Origin of the sequence: Stutzerimonas balearica DSM 6083, from assembly GCF_000818015.1 — a bacterium.
GTDB classification, from domain to species: Bacteria; Pseudomonadota; Gammaproteobacteria; order Pseudomonadales; family Pseudomonadaceae; genus Stutzerimonas; species Stutzerimonas balearica.
In genome coordinates, this window is sequence record NZ_CP007511.1 from 4,252,542 (window position 1) to 4,270,348 (window position 17,807).

Genomic DNA, 17,807 nt, shown 5'->3' on the forward strand with positions numbered 1-17,807 from the left:
CGGCATTAATTCGGCGCGGCAGGCAGAAACGGCGGCAGATAAAGCCCGAGATAGGCGTCGAATACCCGCATGCCTTCCTCGGCCATGCGCTCGGTAATCCGTCCGTACTGCTGGATTGAACGCGCATAGACGCGGTCGCCCAGCTCCAGCGCCAGGCTGAACACATCGGGTTCATCCGGCAGCGGGGGCAGCACGAACCGCTGTTCAAAGAGGACTCGCATGGCCTTGCCGAGTTCGATGTCGTGGGACAGGTCGGCCCGGGTCACCTCGGCCAGCCCATGCTGCGCGAGGATCAGCTGGCGAGCGGCAGGGTCCTGCGCATAGATCGCCAGCATGCGCAACTCGATCACCCTCGAAAGCTCCTGCCAGCGCGTCAGCGGGCCTTCGATCGGCTGAGCCAGGCAATCGCGAAACGCCGCATGCACCTGGCCGATCAAGGCTTCGAGCAGTTGCGCGACGCCGGGGAAGAAGTGATACACGGAGGACGGCGGCAAACCGGCGCGTTCGGCGACGCTGTAGATCGACAGGCCGGCAACGCCCTGCTCGGCAAGCAGTGCGCGCGAGGCGGCAAGAATGCTGTCGATGCGCGCCTGGCTGCTGGCGCGGGGGCGGCGGGTGGTGGCGGGACGGGCCATGACGAACTCGCTGGACGGGGCCGTCATTGGAAGCCAGCCAGCCGCTCCGATGCAACCGGCACCGGCAGGCGCCGGTGCCATGGCGTGCTGTCGGCTTCAGACGGTGTGCAGGTACCAGTTGTATTCGAGATCGGAAATCGAATGTTCGAACTCGGCCAGCTCGCTTTCCTTGCAGGCGACAAAGATGTCGATGTAGTCGGGGCTGATGTAGCGAGCCATGATCTCGCTGTCATCCAGCTGGCGCAGGGCATCGCGCAGGTTCGTCGGCAGGCTCTGCTCGACCTGCTCATAGGAATTGCCCTCCACCGGGTCGTCCGGCTCGATGCGGTTGGACAGGCCGTGATGGATGCCAGCCAGGACCGCGGCGAGCATCAGGTAGGGGTTGGCGTCCGAGCCGGCAACACGGTGCTCGATGCGCACCGCATCGGCGCTGTCGGTAGGCACGCGCAGTGCCACGGTGCGGTTGTCCAGGCCCCAACATGGCGCGTTGGGCACGTAGAACTGGGCGCCGAAACGGCGATAGGAATTGACGTTCGGGCAGAGAAAGGCCATCGAGGCGGCCATGGTCTCCTGCAGCCCGCCGATCGCGTGGCGCAGCGGCTGGCTTTCCAGCGGGTTGTCGGTGGCGAAGATGTTGTTGCCGTGCTTGTCCAGCAGCGAGATGTGCACATGCAGGCCGTTGCCGGCCTGGCCCGGATAGGGCTTGGCCATGAAGGTGGTGTCCATCTCGTGGTCGTAGGCGATGTTCTTGATCAGCCGCTTGAGCAGCACTGCGTAGTCGCAGGCCTTCACCGGGTCGGCCACGTGGTGCAGGTTGACCTCGAATTGCGCCGGAGCGCTTTCCTTGACGATTGCGTCGGCCGGAATGCCCTGCTCCTTGGCGCCTTCCAGGATGTCCTGCAGGCAGTCGACGTACTCGTCGAGATCGTCGATCAGATAGACCTGGGTCGAGTGCGGCCGCTTGCCGGAAATCGGCGAGCGCGGCGGCTGCGGACGGCCATTCACGTTTTCCTGGTCGATCAGGTAGAACTCGATCTCGAAGGCGGCGCAGATGGTCAGCTCCAGTTCGGCGAAGCGCGCCACCACGCGGCGCAGCACCTCGCGCGGATCGGCGAAGAACGGTTCGCCGTCACGTTCGTGCATCGACATCAGCAGCTGTGCGGTGGGCCGCTTCTGCCAGGGTTCCTTCGACAGGGTATTGGGGATGGGGAAACAGCAGCGATCCGAATCGCCGATGTCCATACCCAGCCCGGTGCTTTCGACGGTGATGCCATTGATGTCCAGCGCGAACAGCGAGGCGGGCAGGTTGATGCCTTTCTCGTAGACCTTGTGCAGGCTGCCGCGCTCGATGCGCTTGCCGCGCACGACCCCGTTCATGTCCGTGATCAGGAGGTCGACATAGAGCACCTCCGGATGTTCCTTGAGAAATGCGTTAGCTTCGTTGAGCTGAACGGCACGTGGCGGGGGGAGCATGATGGCGTACCTTATTGTTAAAAATTTCAATCACCGGGTGCATGGCTAGGAGTCAATCCGAAAGGCCATAGGCTGTCAATAGCGCCCATGTAATGCCCCATTTATGCGCTGCGTGGGCGTTTATGGGGCGTTTGCGCAGCTTTTCCGGCGCTTGCAACCCAGCAGGCGCCTGGCCGCCTGGCCGGCTATTGTCTATAAAAATGAACAAGACTACTCTCCAACGGCGCTTCCTACTTTTTAGCAAGAGTTTCCGATGCCTCGCATGCCCCTGATCGGCGTTTCCGCTTGCACCCGTCAACTCGGTCATCACGGTTTCCATATTGCAGGCGACAAATACCTGCGCGCCGCGGCGATCGCCGGTATGCCCCTGATCATTCCGGCGCTGGACGAGCTGATCGACCAGACCACCTTGCTTGAACGTTTCGACGGCTTCCTGTTCACCGGTTCGCCATCGAACGTCGAGCCGCACCACTACAACGGCCCTGCCAGCGAGGCCGGTACGCATCACGATCCGTCGCGCGACAGCCTGACGCTGCCGCTGATCCGCGCGGCGGTCGATGCGGGCATTCCGGTCTTCGGCATCTGCCGCGGCTTCCAGGAAATGAACGTCGCCTTTGGCGGCAGCCTGCACCAGAAGGTGCACGAAGCCGGGCCCTATCAAGACCATCGCGAGCGCCCCGACGATCCGCTGGAAGTACAGTATGGGTTGAGTCACCCGCTGCACGTGCAGCCGGGCGGCCTGCTCGAGCGCCTCGGCCTGCCGGCACAGATTCAGGTCAACTCCGTTCACGGCCAGGGGGTGGAGCGGCTGGGCACCGGCCTGCGTATCGAGGCGCTGGCCCCGGACGGGCTGATCGAGGCCTTTTCCGTCGAAGGCGCACGCAGCTTCGCCCTTGGCGTGCAATGGCATCCGGAATGGCAGGTGCAGCAGAACCCGCATTACCTGGCGCTGTTCAAAGGCTTCGCCGAAGCCTGTCGAGCACGCGCCGAGCGGCGCTGAGGCGGCGGCGCAACTTCATCAACCGAGGTCATCATGACTATCAAGCTCGACCAGCTCACCGGCTGGCTGAAAGAACGCAAGATCACCGAAGTCGAGTGCCTGATCAGCGATCTGACCGGCATCGCCCGCGGCAAGATCTCGCCGACCAACAAGTTTCTTGGCGAAAAGGGCATGCGCCTGCCCGAGAGCGTGCTGCTGCAGACCGTGACCGGCGATTACGTCGAGGACGAGATCTACTACGAGCTGCTCGACCCGGCCGACATCGACATGTTCTGCCGGCCGGACCCGAACGCCGTGTTTCTCGTGCCCTGGGCAATCGAACCGACCGCCCAGGTCATTCACGACACCTACGACAAGATGGGCAACCCCATTGAGCTGTCGCCGCGCAACATTCTCAAGCGCGTGTTGAAGATGTACGCCGACAAGGGCTGGCAGCCCATCGTCGCGCCGGAAATGGAGTTCTACCTGACCAAGCGCTGCGAGGACCCGGACCTGCCGTTCCAGCCGCCGATCGGCCGCTCCGGGCGCCAGGAAACCGGCCGGCAGTCCTTTTCCATCGATGCGGCCAACGAGTTCGACCCGCTGTTCGAGGACATGTACGACTGGTGCGAAGCCCAGGGGCTGGACCTGGACACGTTGATTCACGAAGAAGGCACCGCGCAGATGGAGATCAACTTCCGTCACGGCGAGGCGCTGCATCTGGCCGACCAGATCCTCGTGTTCAAGCGCACCATGCGCGAGGCGGCGCTCAAGCACAATGTCGCGGCAACCTTCATGGCCAAGCCGATGACCGGCGAGCCGGGCAGCGCAATGCATCTGCACCAGAGCGTGGTGGACCTGGAAACCGGGCGCAACATCTTCTCCAACCCGGACGGCTCGATGAGCCAGCTGTTCCTGAACCACGTCGGCGGGCTGCAGAAGTACATCCCCGAATTGCTGCCGATGTTCGCGCCGAACGTCAATTCGTTCCGCCGTTTCCTGCCCGATACCTCGGCGCCGGTGAACGTCGAATGGGGTGAGGAGAACCGCACCGTGGGCCTGCGCGTACCGGATTCCGACCCGCAGAACCGACGTGTCGAGAATCGCCTGGCCGGCGCCGACGCCAACCCCTACCTGGCCATTGCCGCCAGCCTGTTGTGCGGCTTCATCGGCATGGTCGAGGAGCTCAACCCCAGCCCGCAGGTCCGCGGCCGCGGCTACGAGCGTCGCAACCTGCGCCTGCCGCTGACGCTGGAGACCGCACTCGAGCGCATGGAGAACTGCCGCGAACTGCGCAAGTACCTGAGCCCGAAGTTCATCACCGGTTACATCGCGGTCAAGCGCGCCGAGCAGGAGAACTACCACCGGGTGATCAGCTCCTGGGAGCGGGAGTTCCTGATGCTCTCGGTATAGGACAACGATGCGCAGGCCAGGCGCTGGCGCACCGACAACACACTTACTGGCAACGAGGTGACTGATGAGCGATTCGCAAACCCTGCACTGGCAAGCGCTGAGCCGGGACCATCACCTGCCGCCGTTCACTGACTACAAGGCGCTCAACGCCAAGGGCGCGCGAGTGATCACCCGTGCCTCGGGCGTTCACCTGTGGGACAGCGAAGGTCACCGCATCCTCGATGCCATGGCCGGGCTCTGGTGCGTGAACGTCGGTTACGGCCGCGAAGAGCTGGTCGAAGCCGCAGCCCGGCAGATGCGCGAGCTGCCGTACTACAACCTGTTCTTTCAGACCGCTCATCCGCCGGCGTTGGCGCTGGCACGCGCCATTGCCGAAATCGCCCCGCCCGGCATGCAACATGTGTTCTTCACCGGCTCGGGCTCCGAAGCCAACGACACCGTGCTGCGCATGGTGCGCCATTACTGGGCAACCAAGGGCAAGCCGGAGAAAAAAGTGGTCATCGGCCGCTGGAATGGCTATCACGGCTCGACCGTCGCCGGCGCCAGCCTCGGCGGGATGAAGGCGATGCACGGCCAGGGCGACTTCCCGATTCCCGGTATCGAGCATATCGACCAGCCCTACTGGTACGGCGAAGGCGGCGACATGGAGCCGGAGGAATTCGGCATTCGCATCGCCGATCAGCTGGAGCAGAAGATTCTCGAGGTCGGCGAGGACAAGGTCGCCGCGTTCATCGCCGAGCCGATCCAGGGCGCCGGGGGCGTGATCATCCCGCCGGACAGCTACTGGCCGCGGATCAAGGAAATCCTCGCGCGACACGAGATCCTGCTGATCGCCGACGAGGTGATCTGTGGCTTCGGGCGCACCGGCGAGTGGTTCGGCAGCGACTACTACGGCCTCGAGCCTGACCTGATGCCGATCGCCAAGGGGCTCACCTCGGGCTACATCCCCATGGGCGGCGTCATCGTGCGCGACGAAGTGGTGCGCACCCTCAACGAGGGCGGCGAGTTCTACCACGGCTTCACTTATTCGGGCCATCCGGTCGCCGCGGCGGTGGCGCTGGAAAACATCCGCATCCTGCGCGAAGAAAAGATCATCGAGCGGGTGAAGGCCCATACGGCACCTTATTTGCAGTCTCGCTGGCAGGAGCTGGCCGAACACCCACTGGTGGGCCAGGCACGTGGCGTCGGCATGCTCGGTGCGCTGGAACTGGTGAAGAACAAGAAGACCCGCGAACGCTTTGCCGACCCCGGCGTAGGCATGCTCTGCCGCGAGCATTGCTTCCGCAACGGGCTGGTGATGCGGGCGGTGGGCGACACCATGATCATCTCGCCGCCGTTGGTGATCGGCGAAGAGGAGATCGACGAGCTGATCGGCAAGGTCCGGCTGTGTCTGGACGCGACGGCACGCGACGCGCTGGGTTGATGACTCCGGTCGGGGCCTGCCGGATGCAGGGGCGAAGTCGGCCGTTCGGGCTGTTGAAAAAACGCCCTCGACCTTGCCAGACTGCGCCCGTGCTGACGGCCAGACTTACCGCGGGGTGCGTCGATGCCGGCACACCCTGAACCGCCAGGCCGCCGTTGTCTGTGTGGCCTGCTCCAACTGCCCCGATACGAACGATGACAAAACAGGAGCTGCACGGATGAAACCCTTCGCCAAGACCCTACTCGCCCTGTCGCTGGCCGGCGTTTTCGCCGGGGCTGCGCAGGCCGAAGACAAGGTGCTGCACGTCTACAACTGGTCGGACTACATCGCCGAAGACACGCTGGACAACTTCACCAAGGAAACCGGCATCAAGGTCGTCTACGACGTCTTCGACAGCAATGAAGTGCTGGAGGCCAAGCTGCTCGCCGGCGGTTCGGGCTATGACGTGGTGGTGCCCTCCAACCCCTTCCTGGCCAAGCAGATCAAGGCTGGCGTGTTCCAGAAGCTCGACAAGTCCAAGCTGCCGAACTGGGACAACCTCAACAAGGACCTGCTCAAGGCGCTGGAGCCGAGCGATCCGGGCAACCAGTACTCGGTGCCCTACATGTGGGGCACCATCGGCATCGGCTACAACGTCGACAAGGTCAAGGCCGCGCTCGGCGAGAACGCTCCGGTCGATTCCTGGGACCTGGTGTTCAAGCCCGAGAATATCGAGAAGCTCAAGTCCTGCGGCGTGTCGTTCCTCGATTCGCCGACCGAGATCCTGCCGGCCGCCCTGCACTACCTCGGTTATGCCCCTGACAGCGGCAAGCCTGCCGAGCTGAAGAAGGCGGAAGAGCTGTTCATGCAGATCCGTCCGAACGTGGCCTATTTCCACTCTTCCAAGTACATCTCGGACCTGGCCAACGGCAACATCTGCGTGGCGATCGGCTATTCCGGCGATATCTACCAGGCCAAGGCGCGTGCCGAAGAGGCCAACAACGGCGTGACCGTCAGCTACAAGATTCCCAAGGAGGGCGCCGGTAGCTTCTTCGACATGCTGGCCATTCCGGCTGACGCGAAGAACGTCGACAACGCCCACGTCTTCCTCAATTACTTGATGAAGCCGGAGGTGATGGCCTCGATCACCAACTACGTGCAGTTCCCCAACGGCAACGCCGCTGCCACCCCGCTGGTGGATGAAGCGATCCGCACCGACCCGGGCGTCTACCCGAGCCAGGAAGTGCTGCAGAAGCTCTACACCTTCCCGGATCTGGACGCCAAGACGCAGCGCACCATGACCCGCAGCTGGACCAAGATCAAGTCCGGGCGTTGAACGTCGGCACGCGGCGGCCGGGCCTGTCTGGCCGGTCGCTTGCGTGTCGCATACGGGGTGCTGCAATGGCCGCACCCCGTGTTTGAATCGAAACGAATTTGTTGTGCCAACTGTTGATTTTCAGAGGTTTTTACAATAAACAGCCGGCCTTTCCCCACGGGGCAACGCACGGCCTGTAACGAAGAGGACCTTCCCATGCGCTCGACCCTCAAGTCGCTGATCACTGCCGTCGCGTTGGCCGGAGCCGCCAGCGCCCAGGCTGCCACCGTACATATCTACAACTGGTCGGATTACATCGGCGAAAAAACCCTCGAGGCATTCGAGAAGGAGACCGGCATCCAGCCCGTCTACGACGTCTTCGATTCCAACGAAACCCTCGAGGGCAAGCTGCTCGCCGGGCGCAGCGGCTACGACGTGGTGGTGCCCACCAACCATTTCCTCGGCAAGCAGATCCGTGCCGGCGCATTCCAGAAACTGGACAAGTCCAAGCTGAGCAACTGGGACAACCTCGACCCGGCGCTGCTCAAACAGCTCGAACGCAACGACCCGGGCAATGCCTATGGCGTGCCCTACCTGTGGGGCACCAACGGCATCGGCTACAACGTCGAGAAGGTCAAGGCTGCGCTGGGCGTGGACAAGATCGATTCCTGGGCGATGGTCTTCGAGCCGGAAAACATCAAGAAACTCTCCAGCTGCGGTGTCGCTTTTCTCGACTCCGCCGATGAGATGATCCCGGCCATGCTCAACTACCTGGGGCTGGACCCGAACAGCGAGAATCCGGCCGATTACCGCAAGGCCGAAGCCAAGCTGATGGAAGTGCGGCCGTACGTACGCTATTTCCATTCGTCCAAGTACATTTCCGATCTCGCCAATGGCAATATCTGCGTCGCCGCCGGTTACTCCGGCGACGTGTTCCAGGCCGCCGCACGCGCCGAGGAAGCCGGCAAAGGCATCGAAATCGCCTATTCGATTCCCAAGGAAGGCGGCAACCTCTGGTTCGACATGCTCGCCATTCCCGCCGACTCCGGCAACGTCGAGCAGGCCCATGCCTTCATCAACTACCTGTTGCGCCCCGAGGTGATTGCCGCGGTGAGCGACTATGTCGGCTATGCCAACCCCAACCTCAAGGCGGGGGAGTTGATGGACCAGGAGGTGCGCCAGGACCCGTCGGTCTACCCGCCGCAGGACGTGCTCGACCGTCTCTACGTGTCAGCCGAGCTGCCGCCGAAGATCCAGCGGCTGATGACGCGTAGCTGGACCAAGGTCAAGTCCGGCCAGTAAGCGCAGTCAAGGCCAGGCGCGTGCCCGTGGTTCACGGGCATCTGCCATGTCACCCAACCCAACGCATCGCCCGGCAGCGCCGGGGCAAACCTTCAATTCGGGAGTTCGCGCATGGCCGTTGCCTCCAGCGCCTACAAGAAAGCCCTCACCGGCGAGAGCAAGAACAAGCAGGTGCTGCTGAAGATCGACCGCGTCACGAAGAAATTCGACGAAACGGTGGCGGTCGATGATGTTTCGCTGAGCATCCATCAGGGTGAGATCTTCGCCCTGCTCGGCGGCTCCGGCTCGGGCAAGTCGACGTTGCTGCGCATGCTCGCCGGGTTCGAGCGGCCGAGCGAGGGACGCATCTTCCTCGATGGCCAGGACATCACCGACCTGCCGCCCTACGAGCGGCCGATCAACATGATGTTCCAGTCCTACGCGCTGTTTCCGCACATGACGGTGGAGCAGAACATCGCCTTTGGCCTCAAGCAGGACAGGTTGGCGAAGGAAGAGATCACCGCGCGCGTCAACGAAATGCTCTCGCTGGTGCAGATGACCCAGTACGCCAAGCGCAAGCCGCACCAGCTCTCCGGTGGCCAGCGCCAGCGCGTGGCGCTGGCCCGTTCGCTGGCGAAAAGGCCCAAGCTGCTGCTGCTCGATGAACCAATGGGCGCCTTGGACAAGAAGTTGCGCTCGCAGATGCAGCTCGAGCTGGTGCAGATCATCGAGCGCGTCGGCGTGACCTGCGTGATGGTCACCCACGACCAGGAAGAGGCCATGACCATGGCCGAGCGCATCGCCATCATGAGCCACGGCTGGATCGCCCAGGTCGGCAGCCCGATGGACATCTACGAAACCCCGGCCAGCCGGCTGGTGTGCGAGTTCATCGGTAACGTCAACCTGTTCGACGGCGAGCTCGTGGAAGATCTCGAAGACCATGCGGTAATCGCCTGTCCGCAGCTGGAACGGCCAATCTACGTCGGCCATGGCATCAGTACCCGCGCCCAGGACAAGCGAGTGACCTACGCCCTGCGCCCGGAAAAGCTGCTGATGAGCCTGGAAAAACCCGAGCTGGAGCTCGAGGACTACAACTGGGTCGAAGGCGTGGTGCATGACATCGCCTATCTCGGCGGCCACTCGGTGTATTACATCAAGCTGGAGTCCGGGATGCTGCTGCAGGCCTTTGTCGCCAACGCCGAGCGGCACGTGAAGTGGCCGACCTGGGAAGAGCGGGTCTACCTGCACTGGCTGAGCGACAGCGGCGTGGTACTGCAGGCATGAAGCGCCGGCCCGTGCTGAACAACGGTCGCCGACTGGTCATCGGCGTGCCGTTCCTCTGGCTGTTCCTGTTCTTCCTGCTGCCGTTCGCCATCGTCCTGAAGATCAGCTTCTCGCAGGCCGACGTGGCGATTCCGCCCTACACGGAAGTCTTCAGCTACGCCGATCAGCAGCTGCAGGTGCTGATCAACCTGGGCAACTACATCTTCCTCGGCGAGGACGAGCTCTATCTGGCGGCCTACCTGGGCTCGCTGAAGATCGCCTTCTTCAGCACCCTGCTGTGCCTGTTGATCGGCTATCCGATGGCCTATGCCATCGCCCGGTCGCGCAAGGATCTGCAGACGGTGTTCCTGCTGCTGATCATGATGCCGACCTGGACCGCGATCCTGATCCGCGTCTATGCCTGGATGGGCATCCTCAGCAGCAACGGGCTGCTCAACGGGCTGCTGCTGGACCTCGGCCTGATCGACGCGCCGTTGCAGATCCTCAATACCGACATCGCCGTGTACATCGGCGTGGTCTATTCGTATCTGCCGTTCATGGTGCTGCCGCTGTACGCCAACCTGGTCAAGCACGACCCGAGCCTGCTGGAGGCCGCCGCCGACCTCGGTGCGCACAACCTGGCGAGGTTCTGGAAGATCACCGTGCCGCTGTCAAAGAACGGCATCATTGCCGGCTGCATGCTGGTGTTCATCCCGGTGGTGGGCGAATTCGTCATTCCCGAGCTGCTCGGCGGGCCGGAGACACTGATGATCGGCAAGGTACTCTGGCAGGAATTCTTCAACAACCGTGACTGGCCGGTAGCCGCGGCGCTGGCGGTGGTGATGCTGGCGATCCTGCTGATCCCGATCATCCTGTTCAACCGCAACCAGGCGCGCGAGCTGGAGGGCAAGCTATGAAACGCTGGAGCTTCTCCAACCTGATCCTGGCGCTCGGCCTGGTGTTCATCTACCTGCCGATGGTCATCCTGGTCATCTACTCGTTCAACGATTCGCGCCTGGTGACCGTCTGGGGCGGCTGGTCGGTGAAGTGGTACCTGGGCCTGCTGGACAATACGCAGCTGATGAGCGCCGTGATGCGTTCGCTGGAGGTGGCGTTCTACACCGCCGTCGCCGCGGTCGCGCTGGGCACCATGGCGGCCTTCGTGCTCACCCGTATCCCGGTGTTCCGCGGCCGTACGCTGTTCGGCGGGCTGGTCACCGCGCCGCTGGTGATGCCCGAAGTGATCACCGGCCTGTCGCTGTTGCTGCTGTTCGTCGCCATGGCCCAGCTGGTCGGCTGGCCGGCGCAGCGCGGGCTGGTGACGATCTGGATCGCCCACACCACGTTCTGCTCGGCCTATGTCGCGGTGGTGGTGATGGCGCGTCTGCGCGAGTTGGACCTGTCCATCGAGGAAGCGGCGATGGACCTCGGCGCGCGGCCGTGGAAGGTGTTCTTCCTGATCACCATGCCGATGATCGCGCCCTCGCTCGCCGCTGGCGGCATGCTCTCCTTCGCCCTGTCGCTGGACGACCTGGTACTTGCCAGCTTCGTCTCCGGCCCCGGTTCGACGACGCTGCCGATGGAAATCTTCTCCGCGGTGCGCCTGGGCGTGAAGCCGGAAATCAACGCGGTGGCCAGCCTGATCCTGCTCGTCGTGTCGCTAGCGACGTTCCTGGCCTGGTACTTCGGCCGACGCGCGGACAAGCGCCGTGCACGCGCCATGCAGCAGGCCCAGGACGAAGGCAACAGCGCGCCCAGCTGGCGCCAGGTGATCGACAGCCGCAAAACCATGGTGCCGCCCTCGGCGCACAGCTGATGGCGCGACAGGGCACTCGGCTGCCCTGTTGCGTTTCTAGCGCTGCCAGTCGCAGAAGCAGGCGACCGCCAGGGAATGGGTGGCGCGCACCCGGCGGCCGGCCAGGACCGCTTCGAGGATGGGTTCGACGAAGCTGTTGTCCGAACTGCACACCGCGCCTTCGCTGTAGGGGCCGATATAGACGAGTTCGCCCTGCTGATCCCAGATCCCCACGGCAGGGCTCGCCGGCAGCTGGTCGGCGCCGACCAGGCCTTCGAGCGGCTTCAGCGCAGCCAGGGGCCCAGGCAGGCGCCCGTGGCTGCCTGGCTTGCGTACCTCATAGAACGCCACGGGCTGCCCGGCGAAGCGCTCGAGCAATTGCTGCAGGTGCTGCTGGTTGCCGACGTTGCATGGACAGCCCGGGTCCCAGAAATGCACGAAACGCACCGGCCCGGGGCCTGCCAGCGACGCGGGCAGGCGCAGCGCATCGCCGGAGAACAGTTCGGCGCGCTCGCCCTCGAAGGTGCGCAGGTAACGCGCCTCGAACCACCAGAACGCGAGCAGCATGGCGCCACCCCAGGCGAGGGTGATCAGCACGGCGAGAAGATACTTGTGACGCTTGGTCATGATGCAGCCCGTAGATGGGGGCGCCAGCTTGCCATGCGTCGTGGCAGAGCGGAATATCCCCGGCAGCGGCCCGGCCGCCTCTGTCCTATCGATGTCGATGCACGCCCATGTCCTCGCGTATCCAACCCGAACGGCTGCGACAGCAGCTGCCTCCGCTCGGCGAAGCCGGCGACCTTGGCAGCGAAGCCCTTCACTACCAGCGTTTCTACGGCCTCGACCTGGCCCGCCCCGGAGCGATTCACAGCCGCCTCGGGCGCTTCCGTGTGCACGATTACGAGATCGTCGCGCAGGCCTGGTGGCCGCGCGAGCCGCACGCAACGCTGCTGGTGTTGCATGGCTACTACGATCACATGGGGCTGTACCGGCATGTGGTGCGCTGGGGCCTGGAGATGGGCTTCGCGGTACTGGCCTGCGACTTGCCGGGGCATGGCCTGTCCAGCGGGCCGCCGGCGGCGATCAACGAATTCGAGGAATACCAGGCGGTGCTGTTCGGCCTCTTCGAGCAGGCGCGCCGACTGGATCTGCCGCGACCCTGGCACCTGCTCGGCCAGAGCACCGGCGGCGCCATCGCCCTCGACCATCTGCTGCACCAGCCGACAGCGGCCGAGCTCGGCGAGACCATCCTGCTTGCGCCGCTGGTGCGCCCGCGCGCCTGGCTGCGTTCGCGGCTGAGCTACCAGTTGCTGCGGCCGTTCGTGCGGCAGATTCGCCGGACCTTTACCGACAATTCCGGCGATGCCGACTTTCTGCGTTTCGTACAGACCCGCGACCCGTTGCAGGCGGACATTCTGCCGACTCGCTGGGTCGGCGCGCTGGCACGCTGGATACCGCGGATCGAGGGCGCCGAGCGCAGCTCCCAGAGCCCGATCATCGTGCAGGGCGAGGCCGACATGACGGTGGACTGGCAACACAACCTGCCGGTCTTGCAAGCCAAGTTCACCGAACCGGAAATCCTCTTGCTGCCCGAGGCCAGGCACCATCTGGTCAACGAATCGGACGCGCTGCGCCAGCGCTATTTCGACTTCCTGCGCGAACGGTTGCAGTAGCCGTCGCTTCCTTGATCTGAGGTGGTGCACCTCCAGGCGAATTCGCCTAAATTGCTCGCTTTATTTTTCTCTCATCGGCACGAGGATGCTAAGCCCATGGCGAAGACGGACGGGACCATCGCGGCAGACAGCAAAACCACCGCCGGCATCGCCTTGCAGCCGGCTTCCGAGGACATCTGGACGCAGAAATACCGTCTGACCAGCAAGGACGGCACGCCGATCGACGCCAGCGTCGATGCCACCTGGCAGCGCGTCGCCCGCGCCCTGGCCGATGTCGAGCCGGCCGAGCAGCGCGAGCACTGGTACGAGCGCTTCCTCTGGGCACTGCGCCACGGTGCGATTCCCGCCGGGCGGATCATCTCCAACGCCGGCGCGCAGGACTACAAGCCGGCGACCTCGACCATCAACTGCACCGTGTCGGGCACCATCACCGACTCGATGGACGACATCCTCGGCAAGGTCCATGAGGCCGGGCTGACACTCAAGGCCGGCTGCGGCATCGGCTACGAGTTCAGCACCCTGCGCCCGCGCGGTTCCTTCGTTTCAGGCGCCGGAGCGCACACCAGCGGCCCGCTGTCGTTCATGGATATCTTCGACAAGATGTGCTTCACCGTGAGCTCGGCCGGTGGCCGCCGCGGCGCGCAGATGGGCACCTTCGACGTCTGCCACCCGGACGTGCGCGAATTCATCCGTGCCAAGCGCGAGGACGGCCGCCTGCGCCAGTTCAACCTGAGCCTGCTGATCACCGACGAATTCATGCAGGCTGTGGAAGCCGACGGCGAGTGGCCGCTGATCTTCCCGGTGCACGCCAAGGAGGCCGACGAACTGGACCTGGCCGACGACAGCCAGGTGATCTGGCGCGAATGGCCGGTGCACGACGGCTACCTGGTGCGCGACGACGGCCTGGTCGCCTGCAAGGTCTACGGCCGGGCCAAGGCGCGGCACCTGTGGGACATGATCATGGTCTCCACCTACGACTACGCCGAGCCGGGCTTCATCCTCATCGACCGCGTCAACCAGCTGAACAACAACTGGTGGTGCGAGGCGATCCGCGCGACCAACCCCTGCGGCGAGCAGCCGCTGCCGCCCTACGGTTCCTGCCTGCTCGGCTCGGTCAACCTGACCAAGTTCGTCATCGACCCGTTCGGTAACGAGGCGCGCTTCGACTGGGACAAGTACCGCGAGGTGGTGCGCATCTTCACCCGCATGCTGGACAACGTGGTCGAGATCAATGGCCTGCCGCTCGAGCAGCAGCGCCATGAGATCCTCACCAAGCGCCGCCATGGCATGGGCTTCCTCGGCCTCGGCTCGACCCTGACCCTGCTCAAGCTGCGCTACGGCAGCCCCGAGGCCTGCGTATTCACAGAAGAGGTGTCGCGCGAGATGGCCCTGGTCGGCTGGGAGCAGGCCCTCGAGCTGTCGAAGGAAAAAGGCCCGGCGCCGTTGCTGACCGAGACCTTCGAGGTCACCGCCGAGATGTTGCGCAAGCGTCCGGAGATGGCTAAGGATGGGTACAAGGTCGGCGACCGGGTGCCCGGTCGCGTATTGCACGCCAAATATTCGCGCTACATGCAAAAGGTCGCCGAGTTCGCCCCCGACCTGATCGAGGCGCTGGCCGAGCAGGGCGCGCGCTTCACCCATCACAGCTCCATCGCGCCGACCGGCACCATCAGCCTGAGCCTGGCCAACAATGCCTCCAACGGCATCGAGCCGAGTTTCGCCCATCAGTACGCGCGCAACGTGATCCGCCCGGGGCGCAAGGCCAAGGAAAAGGTCGAGGTGTTCAGCTACGAACTGCTGGCCTACCGCACGCTGATCAACCCCAACGCCACGCCGGGCGCCAGCGAGCCCGGGCAGAAGCTCCCGGAGTACTTCGTCACTGCCGACGACATCACCCCGACCCAGCACGTCGACATCCAGGCCGCGGCGCAGAAGTGGGTGGACTCGTCCATCTCCAAGACCGCCAACGTGCCGACCGACTACCCGTTCGAGGCGTTCAAGGACATCTACCGCTATGCCTGGCGCCAGGGTCTGAAGGGCTGCACCACCTTCCGCTTCAACCCGGCCGCCTTCCAGGGCGTGTTGGTCAAGGAAGCCGACCTGGAGAAGACCAAGTACCGCTTCGTGCTCGAGGACGGCAGCGTGGTCGAGCTCCGGGGCAACGAGGAAGTGGAGTACGACGGCGAGGTGAATACCGCCGCCAACCTGTTCGACGCCCTCAAGGAAGGCTACTACGGCAAGTACTGACGCCATGCCGGCCTGACCGTTACCGTTTTTGCGCCGGGCGCATGCCGCCTGGCTGGAGAGAGATAGCAATGACCGTCAAGATCACCCAGCGCATCAAGGGCTTCAAGGTCGTCGACGAGACCGTCGAGCGCCCGGCGGCGGCCGCCACCGACGGCAAGACCACCAAGGTCACCGTGGTGGAGATGGACGAAAGCCTGCAGCGCCCGGAAACCCTCATCGGCATGACCTACAAGATCAAGTCGCCGCTGTTCGAGCACGCCCTGTACGTGACCATCAACGACATCGTGCTCAACGCCGGCACGCCGCACGAGCAGCGCCGGCCGTTCGAGATCTTCATCAATTCGAAGAACATGGACCACTTCCAGTGGATCGTCGCGCTCACCCGGATCATGTCCGCGGTGTTCCGCAAGGGTGGCGACTGCACCTTCCTGGTCGAAGAGCTCAAGGCCGTGTTCGACCCGCGCGGCGGCTACCTGAAGAAGGGCGGCATCTACATGCCTTCGATCGTCGCCGAGATCGGCGCGGTGCTGGAGCGCCATCTGATCGCCATCGGCATGCTCGAGGGCCAGGCGCTGGACGAGGCGCAGCTCAAGTACCTGGCCGAGAAGCGCGCCGCCTACGAGGCCAGTCAGGGCGCAGTGGCGGTCGAACCGGGCGACGGCTTCCCCGCTGGCGCGCAGCTGTGCGGCAAGTGCAACACCCAGGCGGTGGTGCAGATCGATGGCTGCGCCACTTGCCTGAACTGCGGCCATTCGAAGTGCGGCTGAGCATCTCGTAGCTGACCGAAACGAAAAGGCCCGGGGCTTGCGCTCCGGGCCTTTTGCTTTGCCTGTCGCCGAGGAGGCGAGAGGTGGAAACGACGTGACGAGCGTCCGGCGCCCGTCGCGGCTTCAGCTCACCACGCGGTAGCAAGGCTCGTAGGGCACGCCGCCGGGCAGCTTCATGCGGTGCTGCTCGACGAAGGCCTGCAGTAGCTGGTCCAGCGGCTGCATGATCTGCGCATCGCCATGGATCTCGTAGCGGCCGTACTGCTCGATGCGGCGGATGCCCTTGTCCTTGACGTTGCCCGCGACGATGCCGGAGAACGCCCGACGCAGATTGGCCGCCAGCTCGTGCGGCGGCAGATCGCGGCGCAGCTGCAGGCCGGCCATCGCTTCGTGGGTCGGATCGAAGGGGCGCTGGAAGCCTTCCTCGATCTTGAGCAACCAGTTGAAGTGAAACGCGTCATTGCGCTCGCGGCGGAAGCGGCGCACGGCGGTCAGGCCATCGACCATCTGCCGGGCGACCTCGGCCGGATCGTCGATAACGATCCGATAGCGCGCCTGGGCCTGCTCGCCGAGCGTGGCGCCGACGAACGCGTGCAGTTGCTGCAGGTAGGCCGCGGCACTGCGCGGGCCGGTGAGCACCACCGGGAACGGCAGTTCGGCATTGGCCGGATGCAACAGGATGCCGAGCAGGTAGAGAAATTCTTCCGCCGTGCCGACACCGCCGGGAAAGATGATGATGCCGTGCCCGACGCGGACGAAGGCCTCCAGGCGTTTCTCGATGTCCGGCAGGATCACCAGCTCGTTGACGATCGGGTTCGGCGCCTCGGCGGCGATGATGCCCGGCTCGGTCAGGCCCAGGTAGCGGCTGCCGACCAGGCGCTGCTTGGCATGGCCGATGGTGGCGCCCTTCATCGGCCCTTTCATCACGCCCGGGCCGCAGCCGGTGCAGACGTCCAGCTTGCGCAGGCCCAGCTCGTGGCCGACGCGCTTGCTGTACTTGTACTCCTCTGTGCTGATCGAGTGGCCGCCCCAGCACACCACCATGTTCGGCTCGACGCCTGGGCGCAGCGTGCGCGCGTTGCGCAGCAGGTGAAAGACGTAGTCGGTGATGCCCTGGGAGCTATCCAGGTCGATGCGCATGCTGCCCAGTTCGCTCTCGGTGTAGACGATGTCGCGCAGCGCGCTGAACAGCATTTCGCGGGTGCTGGCGATCATCTCGCCGTCGACGAAGGCGTCGGCCGGTGCGTTGAACAGCTCCAGGCGCACGCCGCGGTCCTGCTGCAGGATCTGCACCTCGAAGTCAGCGTAGGCCTCGAGGATGGTCTTGGCGTTGTCGATGCGCGTGCCGGTGTTGAGGATCGCCAGCGCGCACTGGCGGAACAGCTCGTGGGCGCGGCCGGAGCCGATCTCGGAGAGCTGCTGGACTTCGCGTTGGGAGAGGGTTTCCAGGCTGCCACGGGGGTTGACCGAGGCGTTGATGACATGGCGTTGGGTCATGCGGGATTCCATGTGAAACGATGCCGCCGCGTCTGCGTCCGTGCATCGGGAAAGAGGATGGCGTACG

At 64.3% G+C, this 17,807-nt stretch carries 15 protein-coding genes; 11 read left to right on the plus strand and 4 right to left on the minus strand.

Annotated elements, in window-relative coordinates:
* Positions 1-5: 5 nt before the first annotated feature.
* The gene (locus CL52_RS19695; RefSeq protein ID WP_043223354.1) at positions 6-635 is read right to left on the minus strand and encodes a TetR/AcrR family transcriptional regulator; all 630 of its coding nucleotides are present in this window, start codon (positions 633-635) and stop codon (positions 6-8) included.
* Between the two features lie 96 nt (positions 636-731).
* Positions 732-2,108: a glutamine synthetase family protein gene (locus tag CL52_RS19700; protein ID WP_041108958.1), complete on the minus strand. Its 1,377-nt coding sequence runs from the start codon at positions 2,106-2,108 to the stop codon at positions 732-734.
* 253 nt (positions 2,109-2,361) lie between these two features.
* Here CL52_RS19700 and CL52_RS19705 point away from each other — a divergent pair, with 253 nt between their 5' ends.
* The 8 genes from CL52_RS19705 to CL52_RS19740 all read left to right on the plus strand — a co-directional run bounded on the left by CL52_RS19705 (position 2,362) and on the right by CL52_RS19740 (position 11,577).
* Entirely contained in the window at positions 2,362-3,108 is a 747-nt protein-coding gene (locus CL52_RS19705) for a gamma-glutamyl-gamma-aminobutyrate hydrolase family protein (protein ID WP_043222671.1), read from the plus strand.
* A 33-nt stretch (positions 3,109-3,141) separates the two neighbouring features.
* Entirely contained in the window at positions 3,142-4,500 is a 1,359-nt protein-coding gene (locus tag CL52_RS19710; RefSeq protein WP_041108962.1) for a glutamine synthetase family protein, read from the plus strand.
* A gap of 64 nt (positions 4,501-4,564) precedes the next feature.
* Positions 4,565-5,923 carry an aspartate aminotransferase family protein gene (locus tag CL52_RS19715; protein ID WP_043222674.1) on the plus strand — a complete coding sequence of 453 codons (1,359 nt, stop codon included), beginning with the start codon at positions 4,565-4,567 and terminating at the stop codon, positions 5,921-5,923.
* A gap of 217 nt (positions 5,924-6,140) precedes the next feature.
* The gene (locus CL52_RS19720; protein WP_043222676.1) at positions 6,141-7,238 is read left to right on the plus strand and encodes a polyamine ABC transporter substrate-binding protein; all 1,098 of its coding nucleotides are present in this window, start codon (positions 6,141-6,143) and stop codon (positions 7,236-7,238) included.
* 195 nt (positions 7,239-7,433) lie between these two features.
* Positions 7,434-8,519, plus strand: coding sequence for a polyamine ABC transporter substrate-binding protein (locus tag CL52_RS19725; RefSeq protein WP_043222679.1), 1,086 nt, complete (start codon positions 7,434-7,436; stop codon positions 8,517-8,519).
* A 111-nt stretch (positions 8,520-8,630) separates the two neighbouring features.
* Positions 8,631-9,782, plus strand: a complete 1,152-nt coding sequence (potA, locus tag CL52_RS19730) for a polyamine ABC transporter ATP-binding protein (protein ID WP_041108969.1) — start codon at positions 8,631-8,633, stop codon at positions 9,780-9,782.
* Positions 9,779-10,678: an ABC transporter permease subunit gene (locus CL52_RS19735; RefSeq protein WP_043222682.1), complete on the plus strand. Its 900-nt coding sequence runs from the start codon at positions 9,779-9,781 to the stop codon at positions 10,676-10,678. Before potA ends, CL52_RS19735 begins: the two co-directional genes overlap by 4 nt.
* Positions 10,675-11,577: an ABC transporter permease subunit gene (locus tag CL52_RS19740; RefSeq protein WP_041108974.1), complete on the plus strand. Its 903-nt coding sequence runs from the start codon at positions 10,675-10,677 to the stop codon at positions 11,575-11,577. The genes CL52_RS19735 and CL52_RS19740 overlap by 4 nt, the downstream gene beginning before the upstream one ends.
* Before the next feature lie 36 nt (positions 11,578-11,613).
* On the opposite strand, the gene CL52_RS19745 is transcribed toward CL52_RS19740, so the two are convergent.
* Entirely contained in the window at positions 11,614-12,183 is a 570-nt protein-coding gene (locus tag CL52_RS19745) for a DUF6436 domain-containing protein (RefSeq protein ID WP_041108975.1), read from the minus strand.
* Positions 12,184-12,290: 107 nt separating this feature from the next.
* Between CL52_RS19745 and bipL the strand changes: the two genes are divergently transcribed.
* The 3 genes from bipL to CL52_RS19760 all read left to right on the plus strand — a co-directional run bounded on the left by bipL (position 12,291) and on the right by CL52_RS19760 (position 16,243).
* Entirely contained in the window at positions 12,291-13,229 is a 939-nt protein-coding gene (bipL, locus tag CL52_RS19750; protein WP_041108977.1) for a phospholipase BipL, read from the plus strand.
* A 96-nt stretch (positions 13,230-13,325) separates the two neighbouring features.
* Positions 13,326-15,476 (plus strand): adenosylcobalamin-dependent ribonucleoside-diphosphate reductase, encoded by a 2,151-nt coding sequence (locus tag CL52_RS19755; protein ID WP_041108979.1) that lies wholly within the window; start codon positions 13,326-13,328, stop codon positions 15,474-15,476.
* A gap of 68 nt (positions 15,477-15,544) precedes the next feature.
* A complete protein-coding gene (locus CL52_RS19760) occupies positions 15,545-16,243 on the plus strand; it encodes a TSCPD domain-containing protein (RefSeq protein WP_043222683.1) in 699 nt (232 codons plus the stop codon).
* 123 nt (positions 16,244-16,366) lie between these two features.
* On the opposite strand, the gene ppnN is transcribed toward CL52_RS19760, so the two are convergent.
* Positions 16,367-17,740 carry a nucleotide 5'-monophosphate nucleosidase PpnN gene (gene ppnN / locus CL52_RS19765; RefSeq protein WP_041108984.1) on the minus strand — a complete coding sequence of 458 codons (1,374 nt, stop codon included), beginning with the start codon at positions 17,738-17,740 and terminating at the stop codon, positions 16,367-16,369.
* Positions 17,741-17,807: the final 67 nt, after the last annotated feature.